The 23,335-nt window shown below is 50.3% G+C and carries 20 protein-coding genes; 11 read left to right on the forward strand and 9 right to left on the reverse strand.

Annotated elements, in window-relative coordinates; genetic code table 11:
- Positions 1-19: 19 nt before the first annotated feature.
- The 3 genes from dapE to DES37_RS09250 form a co-directional block, all read right to left on the reverse strand.
- The gene (gene dapE / locus DES37_RS09235) at positions 20-1,147 is read right to left on the reverse strand and encodes a succinyl-diaminopimelate desuccinylase (RefSeq protein ID WP_036116280.1); all 1,128 of its coding nucleotides are present in this window, start codon (positions 1,145-1,147) and stop codon (positions 20-22) included.
- Positions 1,148-1,150: 3 nt separating this feature from the next.
- Complete coding sequence (locus DES37_RS09240; protein ID WP_110025620.1) at positions 1,151-1,531, reverse strand: ArsC family reductase; 381 nt, start codon at positions 1,529-1,531, stop codon at positions 1,151-1,153.
- 381 nt (positions 1,532-1,912) lie between these two features.
- Positions 1,913-2,344 carry a GNAT family N-acetyltransferase gene (locus DES37_RS09250; protein WP_110025622.1) on the reverse strand — a complete coding sequence of 144 codons (432 nt, stop codon included), beginning with the start codon at positions 2,342-2,344 and terminating at the stop codon, positions 1,913-1,915.
- Positions 2,345-2,548: 204 nt separating this feature from the next.
- Here DES37_RS09250 and ypfM point away from each other — a divergent pair, with 204 nt between their 5' ends.
- Complete coding sequence (ypfM, locus tag DES37_RS09255; RefSeq protein ID WP_110025756.1) at positions 2,549-2,608, forward strand: protein YpfM; 60 nt, start codon at positions 2,549-2,551, stop codon at positions 2,606-2,608.
- A 131-nt stretch (positions 2,609-2,739) separates the two neighbouring features.
- On the opposite strand, the gene acrD is transcribed toward ypfM, so the two are convergent.
- The 3 genes from acrD to narQ all read right to left on the reverse strand — a co-directional run bounded on the left by acrD (position 2,740) and on the right by narQ (position 8,212).
- Positions 2,740-5,856 (reverse strand): multidrug efflux RND transporter permease AcrD, encoded by a 3,117-nt coding sequence (acrD, locus tag DES37_RS09260; RefSeq protein WP_110025623.1) that lies wholly within the window; start codon positions 5,854-5,856, stop codon positions 2,740-2,742.
- Between the two features lie 221 nt (positions 5,857-6,077).
- Positions 6,078-6,488, reverse strand: a complete 411-nt coding sequence (locus DES37_RS09265; RefSeq protein WP_110025624.1) for a response regulator — start codon at positions 6,486-6,488, stop codon at positions 6,078-6,080.
- Positions 6,489-6,505: 17 nt separating this feature from the next.
- Positions 6,506-8,212 (reverse strand): nitrate/nitrite two-component system sensor histidine kinase NarQ, encoded by a 1,707-nt coding sequence (gene narQ / locus DES37_RS09270; protein ID WP_110025625.1) that lies wholly within the window; start codon positions 8,210-8,212, stop codon positions 6,506-6,508.
- A 397-nt stretch (positions 8,213-8,609) separates the two neighbouring features.
- Between narQ and aegA the strand changes: the two genes are divergently transcribed.
- The 3 genes from aegA to DES37_RS09285 all read left to right on the forward strand — a co-directional run bounded on the left by aegA (position 8,610) and on the right by DES37_RS09285 (position 12,424).
- Complete coding sequence (aegA, locus tag DES37_RS09275) at positions 8,610-10,580, forward strand: formate-dependent uric acid utilization protein AegA (protein WP_110025626.1); 1,971 nt, start codon at positions 8,610-8,612, stop codon at positions 10,578-10,580.
- 83 nt (positions 10,581-10,663) lie between these two features.
- Positions 10,664-11,239, forward strand: coding sequence for a GDP-mannose pyrophosphatase NudK (gene nudK, locus DES37_RS09280; RefSeq protein WP_036116271.1), 576 nt, complete (start codon positions 10,664-10,666; stop codon positions 11,237-11,239).
- A 171-nt stretch (positions 11,240-11,410) separates the two neighbouring features.
- Positions 11,411-12,424: a DUF1176 domain-containing protein gene (locus DES37_RS09285; protein ID WP_051691533.1), complete on the forward strand. Its 1,014-nt coding sequence runs from the start codon at positions 11,411-11,413 to the stop codon at positions 12,422-12,424.
- Positions 12,425-12,487: 63 nt separating this feature from the next.
- Here DES37_RS09285 and tal read toward each other — a convergent pair whose 3' ends face one another.
- The gene (gene tal / locus DES37_RS09290; RefSeq protein ID WP_036116460.1) at positions 12,488-13,444 is read right to left on the reverse strand and encodes a transaldolase; all 957 of its coding nucleotides are present in this window, start codon (positions 13,442-13,444) and stop codon (positions 12,488-12,490) included.
- A gap of 273 nt (positions 13,445-13,717) precedes the next feature.
- Here tal and maeB point away from each other — a divergent pair, with 273 nt between their 5' ends.
- The gene (gene maeB, locus DES37_RS09295; protein WP_110025627.1) at positions 13,718-15,997 is read left to right on the forward strand and encodes an NADP-dependent oxaloacetate-decarboxylating malate dehydrogenase; all 2,280 of its coding nucleotides are present in this window, start codon (positions 13,718-13,720) and stop codon (positions 15,995-15,997) included.
- Positions 15,998-16,156: 159 nt separating this feature from the next.
- Here the strand turns inward: maeB and hemF are convergent, their stop codons facing one another.
- Together hemF and amiA are read right to left on the reverse strand one after the other, a co-directional pair.
- The gene (gene hemF / locus DES37_RS09300) at positions 16,157-17,059 is read right to left on the reverse strand and encodes an oxygen-dependent coproporphyrinogen oxidase (RefSeq protein WP_110025628.1); all 903 of its coding nucleotides are present in this window, start codon (positions 17,057-17,059) and stop codon (positions 16,157-16,159) included.
- A gap of 3 nt (positions 17,060-17,062) precedes the next feature.
- Positions 17,063-17,938: an N-acetylmuramoyl-L-alanine amidase AmiA gene (amiA, locus tag DES37_RS09305; RefSeq protein ID WP_110025629.1), complete on the reverse strand. Its 876-nt coding sequence runs from the start codon at positions 17,936-17,938 to the stop codon at positions 17,063-17,065.
- A 218-nt stretch (positions 17,939-18,156) separates the two neighbouring features.
- Between amiA and DES37_RS09310 the strand changes: the two genes are divergently transcribed.
- The 6 genes from DES37_RS09310 (at position 18,157) to tssL (ending at position 23,333) form a co-directional block, all read left to right on the forward strand.
- The gene (locus tag DES37_RS09310; protein ID WP_036116253.1) at positions 18,157-18,582 is read left to right on the forward strand and encodes a GNAT family acetyltransferase; all 426 of its coding nucleotides are present in this window, start codon (positions 18,157-18,159) and stop codon (positions 18,580-18,582) included.
- Positions 18,583-18,728: 146 nt separating this feature from the next.
- Positions 18,729-19,184: a DUF2919 domain-containing protein gene (locus tag DES37_RS09315; protein ID WP_036116251.1), complete on the forward strand. Its 456-nt coding sequence runs from the start codon at positions 18,729-18,731 to the stop codon at positions 19,182-19,184.
- Between the two features lie 43 nt (positions 19,185-19,227).
- On the forward strand, positions 19,228-19,803 hold the full coding sequence (locus DES37_RS09320; RefSeq protein ID WP_110025630.1) for an RpoE-regulated lipoprotein: 576 nt from the start codon (positions 19,228-19,230) through the stop codon (positions 19,801-19,803).
- A 99-nt stretch (positions 19,804-19,902) separates the two neighbouring features.
- A complete protein-coding gene (locus DES37_RS09325; protein ID WP_110025631.1) occupies positions 19,903-20,802 on the forward strand; it encodes a Dyp-type peroxidase in 900 nt (299 codons plus the stop codon).
- Positions 20,803-21,345: 543 nt separating this feature from the next.
- On the forward strand, positions 21,346-22,683 hold the full coding sequence (gene tssK, locus DES37_RS09330; protein WP_110025632.1) for a type VI secretion system baseplate subunit TssK: 1,338 nt from the start codon (positions 21,346-21,348) through the stop codon (positions 22,681-22,683).
- Positions 22,680-23,333, forward strand: coding sequence for a type VI secretion system protein TssL, short form (gene tssL, locus DES37_RS09335; RefSeq protein WP_110025633.1), 654 nt, complete (start codon positions 22,680-22,682; stop codon positions 23,331-23,333). Before tssK ends, tssL begins: the two co-directional genes overlap by 4 nt.
- Positions 23,334-23,335 lie beyond the last annotated feature (2 nt).

The following is a 23,335-nucleotide window of genomic DNA, read 5'->3' on the forward strand; positions in this document are numbered from 1 at the left end:
TCTTTCAGTGCTGGCGCGGTCAGGCAACCAGGTGTTCCATAATGCGTTGATACATGCGGGCAAGAAGCTGCAGGTCTGAAGCTTTTACACATTCATTAATTTTATGAATGGTCGCGTTGACCGGCCCCAGTTCAACAACCTGGGCACCCATACGTGCAATAAAACGCCCGTCAGATGTACCGCCATTGGTCAGCAACTGCGGTTTAATTTCATTATAGTGTTCAACGGCATTAACTACTGCATCCACCAGTTTACCGCGTGAGGTAAGGAAAGGTTGCCCGGACAGCCACCAATCCGTGGTGTAACGCAACTGGTGTTTATCCAGCAGTGCTGTTACTTGTTGCCTGATGTCTTCATCTGTCAGTTCAGTGCTGAAACGGAAGTTGAACTGCACGAACAAATCGCCCGGAATAACGTTGTTACTGCCTGTACCAGCCTGAATATTGGCAATCTGCATACTGGTGGGCGGGAAAAACGCATTACCTTCATCCCAGCGAATGTTCACCAGCTCATTGAGCATGGGCGCAGCTCGGTGTACCGGGTTGTCCGCAAGATGCGGATAGGCAACATGGCCCTGAACGCCATGGATTGTCAGGTTACAGGTCAGGGAACCACGGCGGCCATTTTTAACGACGTCACCAACCACTTCGCTACTTGAGGGTTCACCGACCAGGCAGTAATCCAGGCGCTCATTACGCGCCATTAGTGCCTCAACAACTTTCACTGTGCCATTTGTGGCACTGGCTTCTTCATCAGATGTAATCATAAATGCCAGGCGGCCTTTATGATTGGGGTGCTGGGCGACAAAACGTTCAGCCGCAACAACCATTGCCGCCAGTGAGCCTTTCATATCTGCCGCACCGCGGCCAAACAACATGCCATCACGAATGGTTGGTTCGAACGGTGGGTTAATCCAGCGGTCATAATCGCCTGCCGGCACTACATCGGTGTGCCCTGCAAAAGCCAGCGTTTCACCTTCGCCACGCCAGGCCCAAAAATTCTCGGTATCGCCAAAATTCATTGGCTCAACTGTAAAACCAATTGCCCGCAACCTTTCTGTCAGTAGCGCCTGGCAACCGGCATCATCCGGGCTCAGGGAAGGGCGACGAATAAGTTGCTGAGTCAGTTCAATAACCGGGCAGGACATACACTACACCTCACTCACAAACTGCTGATATTTTTCTTCACTAAAGCCCAGCAGCATAGGCTTACCGGGGGCGCAGAGCAATGGGCGTTTAATGATGGCAGGCATTTCTTTCATCAATTGTTTCGCAGTTTCCGCAGATGTAATTGACGCCCGGTGCGCTTCATCCAGTTTACGCCAGGTTGTGCCCCGGGTATTCAGCAGCGCTTCCCACCCCAGTTCTGCTATGAAGCTATCCAGCAGCGTGTCGTCCAGACCATCTGCACGGTAATCATGAAACTGATAAGCGACCTGATGTGTGTCCAGCCAGCGGCGTGCTTTTTTAATCGTGTCGCAATTTTTAATGCCGTAAAGTATTAATGCTGTCGTGTTTGCCGGGGTTACCATGAATCTGTATCACCTGTTATATTTGATGTTTCTGCTTTGTTTTATCCCGCAGGTAAAAACCTAACCGCTGATAATGCCGTACACACCGCGGCAGATCCATAGCTTAACGACAAGTTGGTTAAATAACCGCCATTGTGTTCGCCGCCACAGCAGGGTATTCGCAGCGCCAGTTTCCTGTGAAAGCAACCTGTTAGCCATCACCATGAGCAGCAGGCTTACCTTGTGCCAGTGCAAACCAATAACCACTTTTTATATATTGTTATTATGTGCTTTCCCATGTTATTGGCTGATAATGGCAATGATGAATTATGCGGAAATACTTTCTGTTGTCATTACCATCAAAATAATTAACCATGTTATTCAAATAGCATGACAAACTATTTACCGAATATAACCATTCTTCCGTAGACTGAATAAATTTTCACTCTTATCGCATACCATTCCAGTTAACAATACGCAAAAGCCGTGCTTTTCATAAAAAGGAATTTTATCCGGCACCGCATAAATGAAAGTTTTGCCGTAGGGAGACAAGGTTTCTTTAATCGTCAGCATCAATTGCTTCCCTAATCCGGTACCCTGAAAACCTGGGGAAACAACGACATCAGCTAAATAACTCGCCCAGGTTAAGTCACTGATTGCACGGGCGGTCGCGACCAGTTTATCTGCTTCAAAACCAAACCAGGTAAAGGTGCTGTGCATAAATGCCTGCTGTACCTCTGAAGGGTTACGTTTATTTAACCCTCCCGATTCAATAAGGTCTGCCACTTCTTGCCAATTAATTTTGGCATCATTTTTATCAGTCAAAATAATCATATCTGGATCACCTTTTTTTTCATTTCATACCGCAATTATTGCGGTGCGTCACATAAAGTTTTTCATCAGAAGCCGATATTATTAGCAAGACGCAAAGGTAATCACCGGCGAACAGAGAAAAATCTTATCACAGCAATTGGATAAATTTTCTTCACATCATTGTTAATTTTTTGTATTATTAAGTCAATTATAAGAGAGGTTGTTATGATTGAACGTGAACTGGGGAACTGGAAAGATTTTATCGCAGGCATGTTGCGTAAATAATCTTTCTGTTTTTAAAGAAGAAGCAGTGTGGTGATCGTCCATCGCTGCTATAGCGAACAAACGATCAAATGAAAAAGGCGACTTGAATGTCGCCTTTTTGTTGCTCTGTTTTTTACTTCAATGGTTATCTGTCAGTCTTCATAAGGTGGCGGCAGTGGGAAGCGGCGCCGGATAAGCGTAAAGAACAGCGGAACAAAGAACACAGCCAGAATGGTGGCTGAAATCATCCCGCCCATCACCCCGGTGCCAACAGCGTGCTGGCTGGCAGAACCGGCGCCAGAACTGATTGCCATTGGTAATACCCCAAATACAAAGGCCAGTGAGGTCATCAAAATAGGGCGCAGGCGCTGGCGGCAGGCTTCCAGAGTAGCGTCCAGCAATGTTGCTCCGTTGGCGTTGCGCTCATTGGCAAATTCCACAATAAGGATGGCGTTCTTCGCGGATATCCCTATGACAGTCAACAGCCCAACCTGGAAGTAAACATCGTTCTCCAGCCCTCGCAACCAGGTGGCAACCAGTGCGCCAATCACGCCCAGCGGAACCACCAGCATGACAGAGAATGGCACCGACCAGCTTTCGTAAAGTGCTGCCAGGCACAGGAAGATAACCAGTAAAGATAAGCCATACAGTGCCGGTGCCTGGGCACCAGACAGGCGTTCCTGGTACGACAAGGCTGTCCATTCGAAACCAAAATTACCCGGAAGTTTTCTCACCAGGTCTTCCATAATATTCATGGCCGTCCCGTTACTGACCCCCGGTGCTGCTTCACCGAGGATCTCCACTGCGGAATAACCGTTATAGCGTTCAAGCCTTGGTGAGCCGGTTTCCCAGCGGGAAGAGGCAAAAGCGGAAAATGGCACCATACCGCCGCTACTGTTGCGGACATACCACTGGTTAATGTCATCAGGTAGCATGCGATATTGGGCTTCGGCCTGCACGTAAACTTTTTTCACGCGCCCGCGATCCATAAAGTCATTCACATAGCTGGAACCCCAGGCAGTTTGCAAAATACTGTTGATGTCATCGACAGAAACGCCCAGAGCCTGAGCCTTACGCTGGTCAATATCAATGCGCAGTTGCGGGCTGTCATCAAGCCCGTTGTGGCGCACTCGCACCAGGTCCGGGTTATTGGCGGCCATGGCAAGAAGTTGGTCTCTGGCCTGCATCAGTGCATCGTGGCCGGTGCCTGCATGGTCTTGAAGCTCCATATCGAACCCGGCGGCGCTGCCCAGCCCACTGATTGGGGCAGGGTTATTCACAAAAATACGCGCTTCACGAATATGGGACAGCGCTTTTGTCGCACGCTGAATAATGGCAGAGGCGGTATCCGCTTTGGATTCCCGCTCATCCCAGTCTTTCAGGCGAATAAACAAACGCGCGACGTTTTGCCCATTCCCCCCCGGGCCAGCACCAACTGTGGCGAAAACAGAGGTTACGTTCTTTTTCTCTTCATGCAGGAAATAGTGCTCTATTTTCTCAACCACTTTCAGAGTCTGGTTCTGCGTGGAACCACTGGGGAGCTGTACTGAAGCCAGGAACATCCCCCGGTCTTCAGTGGGTAAAAACGAAGTGGGTAACCGTAAAAACAGGACAGCCATTGCGCCAATCAGCAGCACATAAAGCAGCATCCAGCGCAGGCTGTGTTGCAGAATGCTGCCAACAGCGCGCTCATAGCGTAAGGTATTTTTGGTAAACGCCCGGTTGAACCAGCCAAAGAAACCTTTCTGCCCGTGGGAATGCCCTTGAGAAAGCGGTTTAAGCAGCGTTGCACACAATGCCGGAGTGAGAATCATCGCAACCAGTACTGACAACACCATGGCCGTAACGATAGTAATGGAAAACTGCCGGTAAATTGCGCCAGTAGTACCACCAAAAAACGCCATGGGAATAAACACTGCGCTAAGCACCATGGTTATCCCAACCAGCGCACTTTGGATTTGCTTCATCGATTTTCGGGTGGCGGCTCTGGGAGACAGCCCTTCCTCCGCCATAATACGCTCGACGTTTTCCACCACGACAATGGCATCATCAACCAATAACCCAATTGCCAGCACCATCGCAAACATCGTGAGTGTGTTGATGCTGTATCCAAAGGTATACAACACAGCAAAGGTACCTAACAAGACAACAGGAACCGCGATGGTGGGGATTAACGTTGCCCTGAAGTTTTGCAAGAACAGGTACATGACCAAAAACACCAGGAAAACTGCTTCTACCAGCGTTTTCACAACATCGGTAATGGATGCCTTAACGAATGATGACGTTTCGTAAGCGACACGGTATTCAAGACCGTGGGGGAAATAAGGAGCCAGCTCATCAAGTTTAGCCAGCACCCGTTTCGCGGTTTCCATTTCATTGGCACCGGATGCCAGTTTGATTCCCAGGCCAGATGCAGCCTGGCCATTATAACGGCTCAGGTAGTTATAACTTTCAGCCCCCAGTTCAACATTGGCGACATCACCGAGCGTTACCATTGAACCATCCTGGTTAACTTTCAGTGTGATTGCTTTGAACTGTTCCGGGGTTTGTAACAACGATTGCGCATTAATCGTAGCGTTCAGCGCCTGCGTGTCGAGGGAAGGTAACCCTCCTAATTGCCCGACTGCAATCTGGCTGTTCTGGGAAGTGATTGCACTGACCACATCAGCGGTAGTGAGCTGGTAACTGTTGAGTTTTACCGGGTTGAGCCAGATGCGCATGGAGTATTGGGAACCATAAGCATCGATATCACCCACGCCATCAATACGGCTTATCGGGTCCTGAATATTACTGGCGACGTAGTCGGCAATATCCTGCTTACCCATACTGCCATCTGTGGAAACAAACGCGATGGTCAGAATATTGGTATCACCGGTTTTACGTACTGTTACCCCCTGGTTCTGGACTGCCTGGGGCAATTTACGCATCGCAGTTTGCAACTGGTTCTGGACTTGTTGCACGGCTTCATCTGGATCGGTTCCGGCCTGAAAACTGAGTGTAATAATCGCCTGACCAGAACTGGTACTTTGCGAAGACATATACATCAGGTTATCGATACCCGTTAAGTTCTGCTCAATAATCTGCGTGACGGTGTTTTCCATGGTTTTAGCAGAAGCACCGGGGTAATTCGCAGTAATACGAACATTGGGTGGAGCCAGATCGGGGTATTGTTCAACGGGAAGAGAAATGATTGCCATCAGGCCTGTAAGGCACAACAGAATGGCGATAACCCAGGCAAAAATTGGGCGATTAATAAAAAAGTTCGCCATGTTGGCGGAATCCTCAAAGAAGGCAATTCATTATTATCAGTTACCCACCATGTTAACTTCGCACATGCGCCACAACATGGAGAAAACAGGAAATGAGTGTATGTATTTTTTTTAGAAATAGGGTTTCATTTTTACAATTGTTTGCCGAAAGGCATTAAATATCATATCTGCAAAAAAGCAAAAAGTGATAAAAGTGCGATTTTTCACAAAGTGACAAATTCTTATTTTTTCTGGCGTTGGCGTCTCTCACGTCCTCTTGTGGCACCAACTTTAATTGCTGTAAGTAACAATTCCGGGTCGTTATCTTTTACCAGGTAATCATCGGCGCCTGCAGCCAGGGCTGCCTGCATATCTTCCGGTGCATCTGAGATAGTAAGAATCAATACATGGGCAATGGTTTGTTGAGCGCGTAAAATACGTAAAGCTTCCAGCCCGCTCATACCACTCATATTTAAATCAAGAATGACTAAATCCGGCATCAGCGCAGCAACCTGGTCCAGTGTCTGTTGCCCGTTTTCTGCTTCGCCAATGATAACCAGATCATCTTCCAGCTCGATAAGCTGGCGAACCCCTTTACGAATTAATGGGTGATCATCAACAACTAAAATACGGCATGGATCAGTGTGTGGCATAACTCCCCCTGTGATAATCACGATGCTGCTGCACCGCTTGCGCTGCCGGTATCAGTTGAAAAACTCAGGCTTACCAGCGTCCCACCTGTTACCGGGCATGAGATAGCCAGTTTCCCGCCCAGGCGTTGTGCCCGCTCATGCATAATATTTAAGCCATAATGCCCGGCGGGTTCATCAAGGCTTTGGATCCCGCGGCCATTATCACGAACATAAACAGCATGCCCGCCATCGGGAGATGAGATACAACTTACCGAGATTTCACTGGCATTCGCGTGTTTGATGGCATTGAGTACCGCTTCCCGTACCAGTTGCAGTAAATGGACTTGTTGCTGAGCATCCAGGGCCTGTGTAGGCATTCGGCAGTCAAGGTGGATTTGTGCCGGGGTTTGCGCACGTAAAGGCTCAATCATTTCCTGCAGGGCTGCAGACAAATCGGCTTGTTGCAGTGTCAGGCGGAATGTTGACAGCAGTTCACGTAATTGCCGGTAGGCATCATTCAGCGCTTTAGAAAAATCCTCAATGATTTGCCGCGCCATCGGGTTTTCCTGAGGAATACTCCGGTTAAGCAGAGCCATCTGAATACGTAAGTAAGAAAGCACCTGAGCCAGGGAGTCATGCAATTCACGGGCAATAGTGGCCCGTTCTTCCATCAACAAAAGTTGCTGATAGTGTTTTTTTGCCTGGTTGAAAAACAACCCACGGCCTAACATATTAGAGACACTTTGCATCATCTGTGCAGGTGGCGTATTGGGTTCTGCCTGCCAGCGTAACTGGCCAAATACTGTATCCTGCATAGTGACCGGAATGGTCTGCCAGTTTCCGTCTGGTACCTCGCTACCTTCACGGATAGACCAGTTTTCCCCTACCAACATTTCAATACACTCAACATGTTCATGCTGGCGGATTATCTGCAATATGTGGCGAAAACTCAGCGGGTCCATCGAACTGGTGTTCATTGCCTGAGAGCAGTTATACAACACTTCCAGCATGCGGTTGGCTTGCTGTAAATCTTGTGTTTTCTCTGAGACTTTTTCTTCCAGCGAGCGGTAAAACTTGTGCAGTTCATTCGTCATCGCAGTAAAGCTGCGCGACAGCATACCCAGTTCATTTGGTAAGTCTGTATGCAGTGGTGGAATGTGGAACACGCCTTCCTGAATTTTTTTACTGGCAACAACCAGAGATTCCAGCGGAGACACCACATGCAGGCGAATGCGTTCCAGCGTAAAAAAGATAACCAGTAAAATGGTCATAAAACCGAGTGCGGCGAATACCGCCACCAGCATCACTTTCTTTTCCGCATACTGCTGGAGCGCAAAAACGAATTCGTTGATGTTACCAACATAGTTGGCAATATTTTGCTGGTACCAGGTTTGGTTTCCTGCCTGCAGTTGTTGCTGCATTTCACCCCATGCAGCATGGATTTGAGCATACCGTTCGCGCACATTGGCGGGAACATACCAACGGTTCAGCGCGTGAAAAACAGGGGAGTTAAGAGAAGCGGTATATTTCTTTTGGTGCTCAGGCAACATCGCCGGGTTGGCCTGGAGATCATAGCCCATTCGGTAACTTTGCATGCGTAGTGAACCGGCAATATTCACGGCTTGTGCATCACTCAGGCTGCTGGAAAGCGTTACCAGCGCCAGACCAGTGGACAGCAGCGAAACCAGAACAATATACAGGAATGCACGGGCAAGGGTTGAAGATACTGATTGCTTAACGATCACATGCCGTCCTTTTAACAAACGTATCAATAAAACGTTACCAGAAAGTAATTATGTCGGAAGAATTGCCACTTTTGCAGAATCTTTTTTGATATTGCTGCGTAACGGGGTACAGAGCCACCCTCAGAAAAGTCCATATTAAATAAAACTATGTTTTATAAAAAACGACAATTATTTGATCCAACACAGTATAACTGCATTTTCCAGATAAACCTGGGCAACTGAACATTGCCTTACCACAAACAGGTCGGGTAATTAAATGAGTTTATACCCTTATTGCTTTTCGTGAAGGGTATCGTGACCTGCAAGGGGAAGGTGGCAGTCTGGTCTGCTGGTAGTTCTTCTGCTGAAGTGCGGGCGCTTATAAAAACTGTACCTATTGATAATGGCCAGAATAATGATGAATCGTTTTGTGATTGCCAACACCCAGGACTGCCTGGGGTGCCATGCCTGTGAAGTTGCCTGCGTGATGTCCCATAATAATGAACACCATGTTGTCGCGCCGGAACAGTTTTTGCCGCGAATTCATGTGATTGCGCAAGGTGAGCAGCGCAGTGCGGTAACCTGCCGCCATTGTGAAGATGCCCCTTGCCTGCAAAGCTGCCCAAACGATGCGATTTATCGTGAATCTGGCACTATCCAGTTGCGCAACCAGAGATGTATTGGTTGCAAATCTTGTGTTGTCGCCTGCCCGTTCGGGGCGATGGACATTGTGGTTGATGCACCGGCAGCAGCTGGCCGGGGGATTGCCCAGAAATGTGACTTATGTGCAGAGCGAGAATCCGGCCCGGCCTGTGTAGAAAATTGCCCAAGCGGGGCATTAAAGCTAATTACCCCACAAACGCTGACATCTCTTGCCAAACAACGCCGCCAGCAAGCTGCCGGGCGTGAAGCGGGGGGCGGTGTTCCGATTAAAGTGGGGGTGAATACCAAAGTGCAGCAAATGCGCACTACCGCCCATCGTGAAGAGGCTGTCAAACTTGATGCTGAGCGGCGTAAACGCTGCTTTGATGAAATTTACCTGACTTATGACCGCGACCAGGCCAGCAATGCGGCTCGTCGTTGCCTGACTTGTGGCGAACACAGCATCTGTGAATGGTCCTGCCCGTTACATAACCATATTCCACAGTGGATAGAGTTGGTCAAAGAAGGCAGGGTGATGGAAGCCGTTGAACTCTCACACCAGACCAATAGCCTGCCTGAAATTACCGGGCGTGTTTGCCCGCAAGACCGCCTGTGCGAAAGCCAGTGCACATTGCGTGACAAATCCGGAGCCGTCACCATTGGTAACATCGAGCGTTATATTACCGACCAGGCCTTCTCCGCTGGATGGAAACCGCAGTTGGGTAATATTTCACCAGCCAATAAATCTGTCGCTGTGATTGGTGCCGGCCCGGCAGGGCTTGCCTGCGCGGATGTCCTGACTCGTAATGGTGTCTCGGTAACTGTGTTTGATCGCCACCCTGAAATTGGCGGGTTGCTCACGTTTGGTATTCCGGCGTTTAAACTGGAGAAAGGCCTCTTACAACGCCGCCGGGAAATCTTCACTGAAATGGGTGTTACATTCCATCTGAATTGCGAAGTGGGCGCAGACATTCCGTTACAACAAATCCTCGAAGAGTACGACGCGGTGTTTGTTGGTGTGGGAACCTACCGTTCAATGAAAGCTGGCCTGGAAAATGAAGACGCACCAGGCGTCCATGATGCACTGCCGTACTTAATTGCCAACACGCGTAATGTTATGGGCCTGCCCGAATCACCCAATGAACCTTATGCGAACCTGGCCGGGAAAGATGTGGTAGTACTGGGTGGTGGGGATACCGCAATGGACTGTGTGCGTACTGCCCTGAGGCAGAATGCCGCCAATGTCACCTGTGCTTACCGGCGCGATGAAGCCAATATGCCTGGTTCGAAAAAAGAAGTAAAAAATGCCCGGGAAGAAGGGGCTGCATTTGAGTTTAACGTCCAGCCGCTGGAAATTGTGCTCAATGAACAGGGTAGTGTTGCAGGAATTCGTATGCAGCGCACCCGTATGGGTGAACCTGACAGCGCTGGCCGCCGGCGCCCTGTTCCCATTGAAGGCAGTGAGTTCGTGTTACCGGCTGACGCAGTGTTAATGGCATTTGGTTTCCATCCACACAATTTACCCTGGCTGGAAGAGCAAGGCGTTTCTCTGGATAACCGTGGGCGTATTCTGGCACATGTCACCAGCACTTATCGTTACCAGACCAGCCACCCGAAAATCTTTGCTGGTGGTGATGCAGTCCGTGGGGCCGACCTGGTCGTCACCGCCATGGCTGAAGGCCGGCATGCGGCTCAGGGGATTATGAATTACCTCAGTATTGTGCCTCAGCAGGCCTGGCTGCAATAGCGTTTTTACGGTAATAAAACGGCAACGACAAATTGCCTCTGGCGGCGTAGTATGGTGACTCATGTCTGTTTTCAGGAGCCGCTATGCCGCCAAAAATTACTATCATCAAAGACAAAGTCCTCTCTGATAATTACTTTATTCTGCGCAACATCACCTACGAACTGACCCGTAATAATGGCGAAGTTATTCGCCAAAAGCGCGAGGTTTACGACCGGGGAAACGGCGCAACAATCTTGCTGTATAACCGCGACCAGCGCAGTGTGGTGTTGACCCGTCAGTTTCGTGTGGCAACCTGGGTGAATGGTAACGAGGATGGGCGGCTGATTGAAGCCTGTGCCGGGTTACTGGACAACGATGCACCTGAAGCCTGCGCCCGTAAAGAAGCCATGGAAGAAACGGGTTACCAGGTGGGTGAGGTCGAAAAAGTCTTTGAACTGTATATGTCTCCTGGCGGGGTAACAGAAGTTGTTTATTTCTTTATTGCACCTTATAGCGCGCAATTGAAGAAAAGTGCCGGGGGGGGCGTTGATGATGAAGCCATTGATGTCATTGAAATGGCTTTTGATGATGCAATGGAAAAAGTGCGTAGCGGCGAAATTTGCGATGGCAAGACAGTGATTTTACTGCAACATCTTAAGCTAAGTGGCTGTATGGATTAACGGCCACATTCATTTTGAGATTCGTTTTTTTTCAATCCGACAAATCTTATTGAGCCAGCCCGCAAGGGGAACGAAGATACGGCGACGTTATTTTGCTCATTCTGGTTTACAGGATTGTCTGTGCGCTTATCATCCGGTCGTCTCTTTTTTCTGGGTATTTTATTATCCGGCATGTTGCCGGGGCTGGCTTTGGCTGGCCCCGCGCAGCAGCAATTTGCTGACTGGCTGGTCACCTGTAATAACCAAAATTTTTGCCAGGCCCGTAATGTCAGCCACCATCACGGGCTGATAATGGCGCTGTCGCGCAGTGCCGGTGCCAAAGACGATATGTCTTTACGTATTGAACTGGGCTCACTTTATGCGCCGCCAACCAAGCTCCCGGCGATTAATGGCCGCCTGTTATGGCGTGGGAAACCATTACAACTGGATAAAAAATCCTGGCAAATTACACCTCATCGGGTAAAAACCACCAACCCGGGTGTGATAACGGACTTGTTACGCAACCTGGTGGCAGACACGGATAATTCCCCCATAACGCTTGTGCATGCGCAGGGTTCGGTTTCCCTTGATGGCCTGAAAAGTGCTCTGGAATTTATCGATACCGTGCAACAACGCCTGGGTAACCAAAGCGCCTGGATTGATCCTGGTGGCTTACCGCCAGAGAAAACACCACCAGCTCCTGGTTTAGTGGCCATTAATAAACCTGAACTTCCCGTAACGCCACTTAGCGCAACTGAGCTCAACGATCTACTCGATTATGGATCATGGCGCATGGCAAACAGCCGTTGTTCAATGGATCCTTCGCAACGTGAAGTTCGTGTCGCTCCGCTGTCCGGTAATAAAGCCATTCTGATGGTGAGTTGTGAGTCCGGTGCCTATAACGTGGTTGATCTGGTGTGGGTTCTGAACCGTGAAAAACCTTTTCATGCCCGGCGTATTCACCTGCGCCTGCCTTTTAACTGGGAAGATCACGACAGGGATGTGGAACTGATGAACACCCGTTTTGATGACCATGACCAGGAGTTTGTTACTCTGAATAAAGGGCGTGGGTTTGCTGATTGCGGAGTGACGACCCGCTGGCGCTATACTGACGATCAGTTCAGCCTGGTGCGCCTGGCTTCACAGCCCGTGTGTGACGGGCAGGAAACCGCAGATGCCTGGCCAACGCTGTGGGTGGCCAACTAAAACCTGTACTGGTAAGGTAGCTGAGGCCGAATATCATCACGGCCCCGCCACCTGGTGAGCCTGCTACTGCTGGTTTTTGGCTGCCAGTAGATCTTCCAGTTTGCGCTGGTCAGCGGCGAATAATCGTATTCCCTCGGCCAGTTTATCTGTCGCCATTTCATCCAGGTTTTGATCCCAACGGAATGCCGCTTCACTTAACGGTTGTGGTGTTGAGAACGTTTCAGAAGACGGGATCAATTTACGGATAACCGGTTCATCACTATTCTGCAGTTCTTCCAGCAACGCCGGTGAAATGGTTAACCGGTCACAACCGGCCAGTGCCAGAATTTGTTCAATACGGCGGAAGCTGGCACCCATGACAATGGTCGGGTAACGGTGGCGTTTCAGGTAATCGTAAATATTACGCACCGATTTCACACCTGGATCTTCTTCCACGATGTAAGGCGATAACGGCGTGCGGGTCTGGAACCAGTCATAAATACGGCCGACAAAAGGCGAGATAAGAAAAACACCCGCCTCAGCACAGGCTCTGGCCTGAGCCAGTGAAAATAACAAGGTGAGGTTACAATGAATACCATCGCGCTCCAGGTGTTCTGCTGCGCGGATCCCTTCCCAGGTCGCTGCCAGCTTGATAAGAATACGCGACGTATCAAATCCCTGAGCGGCATACATTTCCACCAACTCATGTGCCTTACGAATACTTTTCTGTGTATCGAAAGAGAGGTGCGCATCCACTTCGGTTGAAACCCGGCCCGGGATATTTTTCAGAATTTCCGCACCGACATTTACTGCCAGTTTGTCACAGGCGGCTTTAATTTGAACTTCCTGGGTTGCACCTTGCTTGTTGCCCCAGGCCAAAGCGTCTTCAATCAAATGCTGATATTGCGGCAGGCTGGCAGCCTTGAGCAATAAAGACGGGTTGGTGGTCGCATCCTGCGGCTGGTAGTGCAGGATAGATGAGATATCGCCACTGTCGGCGACGACGGTCGTAAACTGTTTAATTGCATCAAGTTGGTTCATGTTGACTTCTCCTGTATTCAGAACCGGCGCTTTCTCCGCACGCCAGGTAAAAAACGAGACCTGGTTAACAAAAAGCGTAGCAAACAACCCATGCAGTGGCTCCGCAGCCGGGTAACATACCATTTATAATTAGCTAACAAATCTTTGACTATTTTCAGGAATCTAACTGCCTTCAAAGTTTAGGTTGCACCGCCAGGTAATACTTGTCGGGCCTGGCGGGTTACATCGTACCGCTTCTTTTCATCGCCTGCTTGAAACTAACAGGACTACAAAATGGACGAACAACTAAAGCAAAGTGCCCTCGATTTTCATGAATTCCCCGTACCGGGTAAAATTCAGGTTTCGCCAACCAAACCACTGGCAACCCAACGCGACCTGGCACTGGCTTATTCACCGGGCGTGGCTGCACCCTGCCTGGAAATTGCCGAAAATCCACTTGCCGCGCATAAATATACTGCGCGCGGCAACCTGGTGGCAGTGGTTTCTAATGGTACTGCGGTTTTGGGGTTGGGGAATATAGGCGCACTGGCCGGAAAACCCGTAATGGAAGGTAAAGGGGTTCTGTTTAAGAAATTTGCCGGTATTGATGTGTTCGATATTGAAGTGGATGAACACGATCCGGACAAACTGATCGACGTGGTGGCGGCTCTGGAGCCAACATTTGGCGGGATCAACCTGGAAGATATTAAAGCGCCAGAGTGTTTCTACATTGAGAAGAAACTTCGCGAACGCATGAAGATCCCGGTTTTTCATGATGACCAGCATGGCACGGCTATTATCTGTACGGCAGCGGTATTAAATGGCCTGCGGGTAGTGAAAAAGAATATTGGCGATGTCCGGCTGGTGGTTTCCGGGGCTGGTGCCTCCGCGATTGCCTGTATGAACCTGCTGGTGGCACTGGGAATGCAAAAGCACAATATTGTGGTGTGCGATTCCAAAGGCGTTATCTACCAGGGGCGTGATGCCAATATGGTGGAAACTAAAGCTGCCTACGCCGTGGTCGATGATGGCCGCCGTACCCTGGATGATGTTATTGCTGGTGCTGATATTTTCCTGGGGTGTTCTGGCCCGAAAGTTCTGACGCAGGACATGGTGAAAAAGATGGCCGAATCACCATTGATTCTTGCCCTGGCAAACCCGGAACCAGAAATCCTCCCGCCACTGGCTAAAGAAGTTCGCCCTGATGCCATTATTTGTACCGGCCGCTCTGATTACCCCAACCAGGTGAACAACGTATTGTGCTTCCCGTTTATTTTCCGCGGTGCACTGGATGTGGGAGCCACCGCCATTAACGAAGAGATGAAACTGGCTGCAGTGCAGGCTATTGCTGAACTGGCTCACGCAGAACAAAGCGAAGTTGTGGCATCGGCTTATGGCGACCAGGAACTGAGTTTTGGCCCGGATTACCTGATTCCGAAACCTTTCGACCCCCGGCTGATTGTCAAAATTGCCCCTGCGGTGGCGAAAGCCGCGATGGATTCTGGTGTGGCGACCCGCCCTATTGAAGATATGGACGCCTACCGGGAAAAACTGACTGAGTTTGTGTATAAAACAAACTTGTTTATGAAACCGATTTTCTCTCAGGCACGTAAAGACCCGAAACGCATTGTGCTGGCCGAAGGGGAAGAGCCACGCGTACTGCATGCCACGCAAGAGCTGGTTACCCTTGGTCTGGCCCGCCCGATTCTGATTGGCCGCCCGGGTGTTATCGACATGCGTATCAAAAAACTCGGCCTGCAAATTGAGCTGGGTAAGGATTTCGATATTGTTAACAATGAATCCGACCCGCGCTTTAAAGCCTACTGGACGGAATACTACAACCTGATGAAACGCCGTGGCGTCACTCAGGAGCAGGCTCAGCGTACCGTTATCAGCAACACAACGGTGATTGGTGCGATTATGGTGCATCGTGGTGAAGCCGATGGGCTGATTTGCGGCACCGTTGGGGAATACCACGAACATTTCACCATTCTGGAAAAATTGTTTGGCTACCGTGATGAAGTAAAAGCAGCAGGGGCGATGAATGCGTTGTTGCTGCCCAGTGGTAACACTTTTATTGCTGACACTTACGTCAATGATGATCCCAACCCGGAACAATTAACGGAAATCACTTTGCTGGCGGCTGAAACGGTACGCCGGTTTGGGATTGAGCCGCGTGTGGCATTGTTGTCGCACTCAAACTACGGCTCTTCTGATGCACCAGCAGCGATAAAAATGCGTGAAACCCTGAAACGAGTTCGCGAGCGTGCACCCGACCTGATGATTGATGGTGAGATGCATGGTGATGCGGCCTTGATGGAAAGTATCCGCCATGAACGGATGCCAGACAGCCCGCTGAAAGGTGCGGCCAATATTCTCATTATGCCAAACATGGAAGCTGCACGTATCAGCTACAATCTGTTGCGGGTTTCCAGCTCTGAAGGTGTCACGGTAGGGCCGGTGCTGATGGGTATAGCCAAACCGGTGCATGTTTTGACGCCAATCGCCTCTGTGCGGCGTATTGTGAACATGGTGGCACTGGCTGTAGTGGAAGCGCAAACGTCACCAATTTAACGGCTCTGCGGGATACTTTGGTTGTGCTGTTGGCAATACTGCTGCACACAGAGTATCCCGTCCGTTGGCTGTTACACGCCTGGCGTTATAACCGAATTTTAGTATTACAACGTTGATGTCTGTTTGCCCCACATTGTAGTGGGGCTTTTTTGGGTATAATTACACCCATTCCCTGACAGGCAGAAAATCCGTATAAAGTGCGGCTTCCGGGCTGCCTTCTTCCGGTGACCAGTCGTACTCCCAGCGTACTAACGGCGGCATAGACATCAAAATAGACTCCGTGCGCCCGCCACTTTGTAAACCGAATAACGTACCGCGGTCCCAGACCAGGTTAAATTCAACATAACGCCCGCGGCGGTATAACTGGAACTGGCGTTCACGTTCCCCCCAGGGAATACCTTTGCGCCGTTCAACAATGGGCAGGTAAGCCTGAGAGAAGCCTTCACCTACTGCCTGAGTAAAGCGAAAACACTGGTCGAAGTTGGGGGTGTTCAGGTCATCAAAAAATAAGCCGCCAATTCCCCGGGCTTCGTTGCGGTGGCGCAACCAGAAGTACTCATCACACCACTTTTTATAACGTGGATACACCTCATTGCCAAAGGGCGCGCACAAGTCATGTGCTGTGCGGTGCCAGTGCACGGCATCTTCTTTAAAACCATAGAACGGCGTAAGGTCAAACCCTCCACCAAACCACCATACCGGGTCTTCTCCGGGTTTTTCTGCCATAAAAAAACGCACATTGGCATGGCTGGTGGGCACGTACGGGTTGTGCGGGTGAATAACCAGCGAAACGCCCATTGCTTCAAAGCTCCGCCCGGCAAGTTCTGGCCTGTGTGCTGTTGCTGAAGCGGGCATTGTGTCGCCATGAACATGGGAGAAATTTACACCAGCCTGTTCAAACACCGTGCCGCGCAGCACGCGGCTACGCCCACCGCCACCGCCCTCTCGGGCCCAGTTATCTTCACTAAATTCTGTTGTGTCCTGAGCACTTAATTGCTGGCACAGGTGGTCCTGTAACCCCAGCAGCCAGCTTTTAACGGCATTGAAATCAGGCTGTTCCATAAGTTATCCGTGCCGCGTATGGGCTTTGTGGTTATCAAACCAGTTAAAGTAGCTGTCAACGCCATCGGAAATGGCTGTGGCTATCTTTTTGCGAAACGCAGTGGTACCAAGCTGGCGCTCTTCAGCCGGGTTGGTAATAAATGACGTTTCAACCAGCACTGAAGGAATAGACGGCGATTTTAACACGACAAACGCGGCCTGCTCGGTGTGATTACTGTGCAGGTGGTGAATCGGTTTTATCTGGCGAATGATATGTGAGCCGAGCGTCAGGCTGTTTTTAATGGTATCTGTCTGCACCAGGTCAAACAGCACCTGCTGCAAATAATGGTCGCGGTCTTTTACTTGCTTACCAGCTACATCATCTGCGGCGTTTTCACGGTCAGAAAGATATTTTGCCATGGCACTACTGGCACCACGGTTGGAAAGCGCAAACACCGATGCACCAGCAGCCTGTGGGCTGGTAAACCCATCGGCGTGAATGGATAAAAACAGATCTGCACCATGTTTATGTGCTATTTCAACCCGGTCGTACAGCGGAATAAATGTATCGGTAGTCCGGGTCAGACGCGCGTCGAACCCTTTCTGGCGCAACATTCCCCGCACATATTTGGCAATAGCCAGAACGACATGTTTTTCTTCTGAACCATGGTGCCCGATGGCACCTGAATCAATACCACCATGCCCCGGGTCAATCATAACAATACGCCTGGCGCTTTTATGGCTGGCTTTTGCCTTGCTGTGGGCATTGTGTGTTTTCAGTGGCTGAGCCGTTTCTTTCGCAAGCGCTTTTGTGGTGCTTGCTACGGTCAGCGCCGCCAGGCCCGTCAGAAGTAACTGGCGGCGGGAAGTAAGTTGTTTAAGCAGTTTTAATTTACTCATGCGGCCTGAAATATATGCTAAGTGGATTCCTGAATTATTGTTATATCGTATCGTCAACACTTGAACGACAATCGCTGCATTAAAAAAGTTTTACGTTTCATTTCAATGGATGACAGCCGGGCATTATGCCATTTTTACAACATAGATGTGTCTGATATTGGCTATTGCTGCGCTAACGTTCATAATCATCTCTTTGGGTTAACTTAGTGAGGATAACCATGGAGATACGCGTTTTTCGCCAGGACGACTTCGAAGAGGTGATTACTCTGTGGGAACGTTGTGAACTTTTGCGCCCATGGAATGATCCGGAAATGGATATTGAACGTAAGATGAATCACGACCCGGAGCTATTTCTGGTAGCTGAAGTGGGTGGTGAAATTGTCGGTTCTGTCATGGGTGGTTATGATGGCCATCGTGGTGCGGCCTATTATCTGGGGGTTCACCCGGAGTTCCGTGGGCGCGGTATCGCGAATGCATTATTGAATCGCCTGGAGAAAAAGCTGGTTGCCCGCGGTTGCCCCAAAATTAATCTGCTGGTGCGGGAAGAAAATGACAGTGTTCTGGCAATGTATGAACACCTGGGTTATGAAGTGCATGATTCAATTAGTATGGGGAAACGTCTGATAGAAGACCAGGAATACTAAGCCTGTTTGTGCCGATTATTGTTATATTTAGTGGCGTTTTCTTACATCTGTTAGCAGGTGAATGGCATTTTTATCCTTTGTTTTATTAAGGGTAAAGCCCGGTGGCTCCGGCGCTTATTTATCCCTTCGGCCCCAGGTTGAGCACCATGAAAAATAAATATACTCAGGTTACGCCCGATGATTACGATGCTGCAGGGCGTTTACGCTTACCTGTCTTATTTTGGTGTGTGTTACTGCTACAGGCCCGGACCTGGGTATTGTTTATTATGGCTGGCGCCTCCCGCCAGCAAGGTGATACCTTACTTACGCTTTTTTACCCTGATCACCAGGCATTCTGGGGCGGCTTATTAATGGGGCTGCCTGCGCTTGCCGGTTTTTTCTTGTGTGCATGGCGCCAGCATTTTCTGAGGCTTTGGCACTACGCATACTGGATTCTGCTGGTGGTTCAAGTGGTTATCATGTGCCAGACGGCATTCCATTTTTTTCAGGACGATGCCAGTTCGCCGGTGTCGTTACTGTTTTGTGTTGCTGACGTTGTCGCGCTTTTTTGGTGGGTGACGAATCCCCGCTTACGGCAGTGCTTTTCCGCCCCCATGGAGTAAAGCCACCAGTGCAGCAATACAATCAGGATAAGGAACCCTGTAGATGAATACACGACGCATTCTGATTTGCGCAATACCGCTGTTGTTGAGTGGTTGCGCTTCTTTCTCCTCTTTTCAGTGGTCTTCCCTTGCGCCCTGGAATTGGTTTGGCAGTGATTTATCCGTAACTGAGCAAGGGCTTGGCACTCTCACCACCCGCACACCGTTAACCAGCGAAGGCATCAGTGCTGCGATTGGCAGTGACTACCACTTGCGTGAAGGGATGAAAATGCAAGATGGTGAAGTGGTTCGCTACTTTGAAGCACTCAAAGATAACAAGGTGATGTTAGTCATTAGTGGTGACAAAGGGTCTCTGGCGCGTATTGTGGTTACCGACCCGGAAGTTAGCAGCAATGCTGGCGTGCAAATTGGCGCGCCCTTTAGTGGTATTTTTGATAAAGCACAGGGGCATTGCCTGGCTGGAACCGGAGATGAACGCGGTAATGTAGATTGCACGGCTCCTGGCAGCCAGCATATTCACTATGTCTTCAGTGGTGAATGGCAAGGGCCGGAAGGGCTTATCCCACCGGATGAAACACTCAGGAACTGGACAGTCGCGCAAATTGTTTGGGTGCGTTGAGTCCTGATTTGCGCAGTCGCAAAGAGTGTTACTCAAAAAAGAATATAATCATGCCCAAAAGTGCCGCATCAGGCGGCACAATTTTATTCAGGAGGCGTTATGTCTGAGGCACAAAGTGGTATTTTGCCTGAACATTGTCGGGCCGCAGTCTGGCTGGAAGGCCGGGTTCAGGGAGAGGTTGGCGCATTACGTGAAGCGAGCAAGCGCTTTAGCGAAAAACTGAGTGAACTGCAAGCGCAGTTCCCGGATGCGCATTTAGGTGCGGTTGTTGCGTTTGGGCATGATACCTGGCGTGAATTAAGTGGCGGCAAGGGTGCCGAAGAGCTGAAAAACTTTACCCCATTAGGCAAAGGCCTGGCACCGGCAACTCAGCACGATGTAATGATTCATATTATGTCATTGCGCCACGATGTGAACTTTACTGTGGCACAGGCTGTTGTGTCACTGTTCAGCTCTGTGGTGAGTTTTGTTGAAGAAACCCATGGTTTCCGATGGGTTGAAGACCGTGACCTGAGTGGTTTTGTTGATGGTACAGAAAACCCGGCAGGTGACGAACTTCGCCGTGAAGTCGCTGTTATCAATAGCGGCATTGATGCTGGCGGCAGCTATGTTCTGGTTCAGCGCTGGGAACACAACCTGGAACAACTGAACCGCATGGCAGTTCCTGAGCAGGAAATGGTGTTTGGGCGAACCAAAGTCGCTAATGAAGAAATTGACCCGGATGAGCGCCCGGTTACGTCGCATCTGACCCGTGTTGATTTGAAAGAAGGCGGCAAAAGCATGAAAATTGTGCGCCAGAGCCTGCCTTATGGTACTGCCAGTGGCACGCATGGCCTCTACTTTTGCGCCTACTGTGCACGGCTACATAACATTGAAGCACAACTGCTGAGTATGTTTGGCGAGGCAGACGGAAAACGCGATGCGATGCTGCGTTTTACCCGCCCGGTCACCGGAGGCTATTATTTCGCGCCTTCGCGTGAGCGCCTGGCTAACCTGTAACTGTCATTAAATTGCATACCACACCAGCCATGTGAAGTGCCGGTGTGGTATAGCGCTAATCTCTCTTAACCTTACATACGTAAGCCCGGACAAATCGCGCTTTCCCTGCAGGTATGTTGCCTGGTGGGTTTGTGCTTGCTTTGAGCCCCTTCATCGCCACATAAATCAACCTGCGGGCAGATACGCTTAACGCTGTCGTTGGCAATATTCCACCTGAATAGCCCGGCCTCTCAGTGCTGGCTTGTATACTTCCTATTCCTTCACTCTTTCCCTCTCTCCCTCCACAACCCTGATGTGCATTTTTTAAGGCAGGGTATTGGGTCATGCCTGGTTTTTTACTTGGTCGTTATTTTTAATTCCCTGAATTGTTTTTAGGATTTATATTCTAAGAAATTCCTTATTTACAATATAAAGATCTAAATATTTGATCAAAAATATAATGTTGCTCTATTATCACTGCCGCTGTGTGAAACTTATACACAGCTTCCGGCCGCGCCAGGTCAACAGACATCAGGCGTGACAGTAAGGTGAAGGAGAACAGGGATGAAGATTTATCGCCCGCTTTGGGAAGACGGGGCCATACTGGCACCACAGCAGTTTCAGCAGCAGGCTAACTGGCAAGAGTATCTGGTTGATTCGCTGGCCCGTATGGGGGTTTCGCACCCATGGGGTGTAGTGGCCGCTGAGTTTGATGACTCTGCGCTGGAGGTGTCACGCCTGAATATGACTCGCCTGGTGGTACGGTTTCAGGATGGTACGCTTGTGGATACGGGGCTTGCAGACAATCTGCCGCCGGTTTGCGAAGTGCCTTTAGTAGCCGGAAACGAAGCCATTGAGGTTGTGGCAGCGTTACCGTTATTAAGTGCCAGTGGCGGTAACCTGGCAGCCGGGCAGGGCAGTGATCGTCCACAGCGCTGGAAGGCCGAGCGAATTGTGGTTCAGGACCTGGCAGGCCATGAGCGCACCGAGCTCGCCGTATTGCGCCATGCCATCACGCTGCGGTTGTCTGGCCAGGAAAATACCGCATACCTCACTTGCCCGGTTGCCCGTCTGGTGCGTAATGCCCAGGGGCAGTGGTGCCGTGACAGCGCATTTATCCCACCATTGCTTTCTGTTGCAGCAAGCCCGAGCCTGGTTTCAGCGCTGAATGAATTACTGGTGCGTTTGCAGGCCCGTCGCCGCCGCCTGATGGCAATGCGCCGTGAGAGCAATGCACGTATGGCCGATTTTGCGGTGGCGGATGTTTCCCTGTTTTGGCTGCTTAATGCCCTGAACAGTGTTGAGCCGGTACTGGCCGCATTGTTACAGGCGCCATCGCACCATCCGGAGTTGTTTTACCGCGAACTGGTGCGCCTTGCAGGCAGCCTGCTCACCTTCTCACTGGCACATGATGCCGCAGATATTCCCGCATACCAGCATAATGCGCCTGAACAGGTGTTTCCCCCGCTACTGGCACTGCTCGACAAACTGCTGGAAGCCAGCCTGCCATCGCGGGTTGTCAGTATTCAACTTGAGCATGCCGACCAAATTTGGAAAGGCTCCCTGCACGATGCCCGCCTGCGTGAAGGTGCCGATTTTTACCTCTCGGTGCGTGCTTCTCTGCCCAATCATGAATTGCAGGTGAAATTCCCACAACTGTGCAAGGCAGGCAGTTTTGGCGATGTGTCTGATGTGGTGAATGTGGCGCTGAGCGGCATTGTCATCATTCCACTTTCCCATGTTCCCGCAGCTATTCCACTACGCCTGGAGAATCAGTATTTCTCGCTGGACCTGCACTCGGATGCGGCAAGAGAAATGCTGGAAACTGGCAACTGCTCTTTTTACACCCCGGCTTCGCTGGGAGACGTGCAACTTGAACTTTATGCGGTACTGCGTACATGAACAGAAAAGAACAACAGCAAATTGAGCGCATCTTCTACCCGGGCTGGCTGATGGCAAGCCAATTACGCAGCGGGCTGGTGGTACATGATGGCAAAGCTCTCTATCGCCGGGCCTGCCAGGTGGTAGAAGAGGCGCGAACTGCGCTTACTGAAGCAGGGTACAGTGATGCCCGGCGTGACCATATGGTCTATGCCCTGTGCGCACTGCTCGATGAGAGGGTGATGAACAGGGGAACAACCGATGACGGCTACCAGGCCTGGTACCGTGACCCGTTACAGGCGCATTTCTTTGGCACACTGAATGCGGGTGAGGCTGTGTGGGCGCTTATTCGTGAAAAGCGCCATGATCCCGAGCCAGATACCGCAGTGCTTACCTGCCTGTATCGCACCTTACAGCTTGGGTTTGTTGGGCAGTATCGCTCGCAAGATGATGAACAGCGCGAGGATGTAGTCAAGGCACTTGCCGAACGGGTTCCCGGGTTCACCCTGGCTCAGGATGCACCCATTGTGGTCATGCCTTCTCAACGGCACAGCGGCAGGCAGGGCTACTGGCTGTTCTGGGTAACCGGAGCCGGGATGCTGGCTGCGCTGTGGCTTGTGCTTTCATCCTCTCTTACTGAACTGGTTAACCAGATAATCCTGCCGGGGTAAAC

Source organism: Mangrovibacter plantisponsor (assembly GCF_003182475.1).
GTDB lineage: Bacteria > Pseudomonadota > Gammaproteobacteria > Enterobacterales > Enterobacteriaceae > Mangrovibacter > Mangrovibacter plantisponsor.

What these genes read in the sequence shown, in the direction of transcription:
- DES37_RS09250 (WP_110025622.1), bottom strand. Translation starts at nt 2,344, where the DNA reads ATGATTATTTTGACTGATAAAAATGATGCCAAAATTAATTGGCAAGAA.
- DES37_RS09310 (WP_036116253.1), top strand. Translation starts at nt 18,157, where the DNA reads ATGGAGATACGCGTTTTTCGCCAGGACGACTTCGAAGAGGTGATTACT.
- maeB (WP_110025627.1), top strand. Translation starts at nt 13,718, where the DNA reads ATGGACGAACAACTAAAGCAAAGTGCCCTCGATTTTCATGAATTCCCC.
- dapE (WP_036116280.1), bottom strand. Translation starts at nt 1,147, where the DNA reads ATGTCCTGCCCGGTTATTGAACTGACTCAGCAACTTATTCGTCGCCCT.
- hemF (WP_110025628.1), bottom strand. Translation starts at nt 17,059, where the DNA reads ATGGAACAGCCTGATTTCAATGCCGTTAAAAGCTGGCTGCTGGGGTTA.
- DES37_RS09325 (WP_110025631.1), top strand. Translation starts at nt 19,903, where the DNA reads ATGTCTGAGGCACAAAGTGGTATTTTGCCTGAACATTGTCGGGCCGCA.
- tal (WP_036116460.1), bottom strand. Translation starts at nt 13,444, where the DNA reads ATGAACCAACTTGATGCAATTAAACAGTTTACGACCGTCGTCGCCGAC.
- DES37_RS09320 (WP_110025630.1), top strand. Translation starts at nt 19,228, where the DNA reads ATGAATACACGACGCATTCTGATTTGCGCAATACCGCTGTTGTTGAGT.
- DES37_RS09265 (WP_110025624.1), bottom strand. Translation starts at nt 6,488, where the DNA reads ATGCCACACACTGATCCATGCCGTATTTTAGTTGTTGATGATCACCCA.
- nudK (WP_036116271.1), top strand. Translation starts at nt 10,664, where the DNA reads ATGCCGCCAAAAATTACTATCATCAAAGACAAAGTCCTCTCTGATAAT.
- DES37_RS09315 (WP_036116251.1), top strand. Translation starts at nt 18,729, where the DNA reads ATGAAAAATAAATATACTCAGGTTACGCCCGATGATTACGATGCTGCA.
- DES37_RS09240 (WP_110025620.1), bottom strand. Translation starts at nt 1,531, where the DNA reads ATGGTAACCCCGGCAAACACGACAGCATTAATACTTTACGGCATTAAA.
- tssK (WP_110025632.1), top strand. Translation starts at nt 21,346, where the DNA reads ATGAAGATTTATCGCCCGCTTTGGGAAGACGGGGCCATACTGGCACCA.
- tssL (WP_110025633.1), top strand. Translation starts at nt 22,680, where the DNA reads ATGAACAGAAAAGAACAACAGCAAATTGAGCGCATCTTCTACCCGGGC.
- acrD (WP_110025623.1), bottom strand. Translation starts at nt 5,856, where the DNA reads ATGGCGAACTTTTTTATTAATCGCCCAATTTTTGCCTGGGTTATCGCC.
- amiA (WP_110025629.1), bottom strand. Translation starts at nt 17,938, where the DNA reads ATGAGTAAATTAAAACTGCTTAAACAACTTACTTCCCGCCGCCAGTTA.
- aegA (WP_110025626.1), top strand. Translation starts at nt 8,610, where the DNA reads ATGAATCGTTTTGTGATTGCCAACACCCAGGACTGCCTGGGGTGCCAT.
- DES37_RS09285 (WP_051691533.1), top strand. Translation starts at nt 11,411, where the DNA reads ATGTTGCCGGGGCTGGCTTTGGCTGGCCCCGCGCAGCAGCAATTTGCT.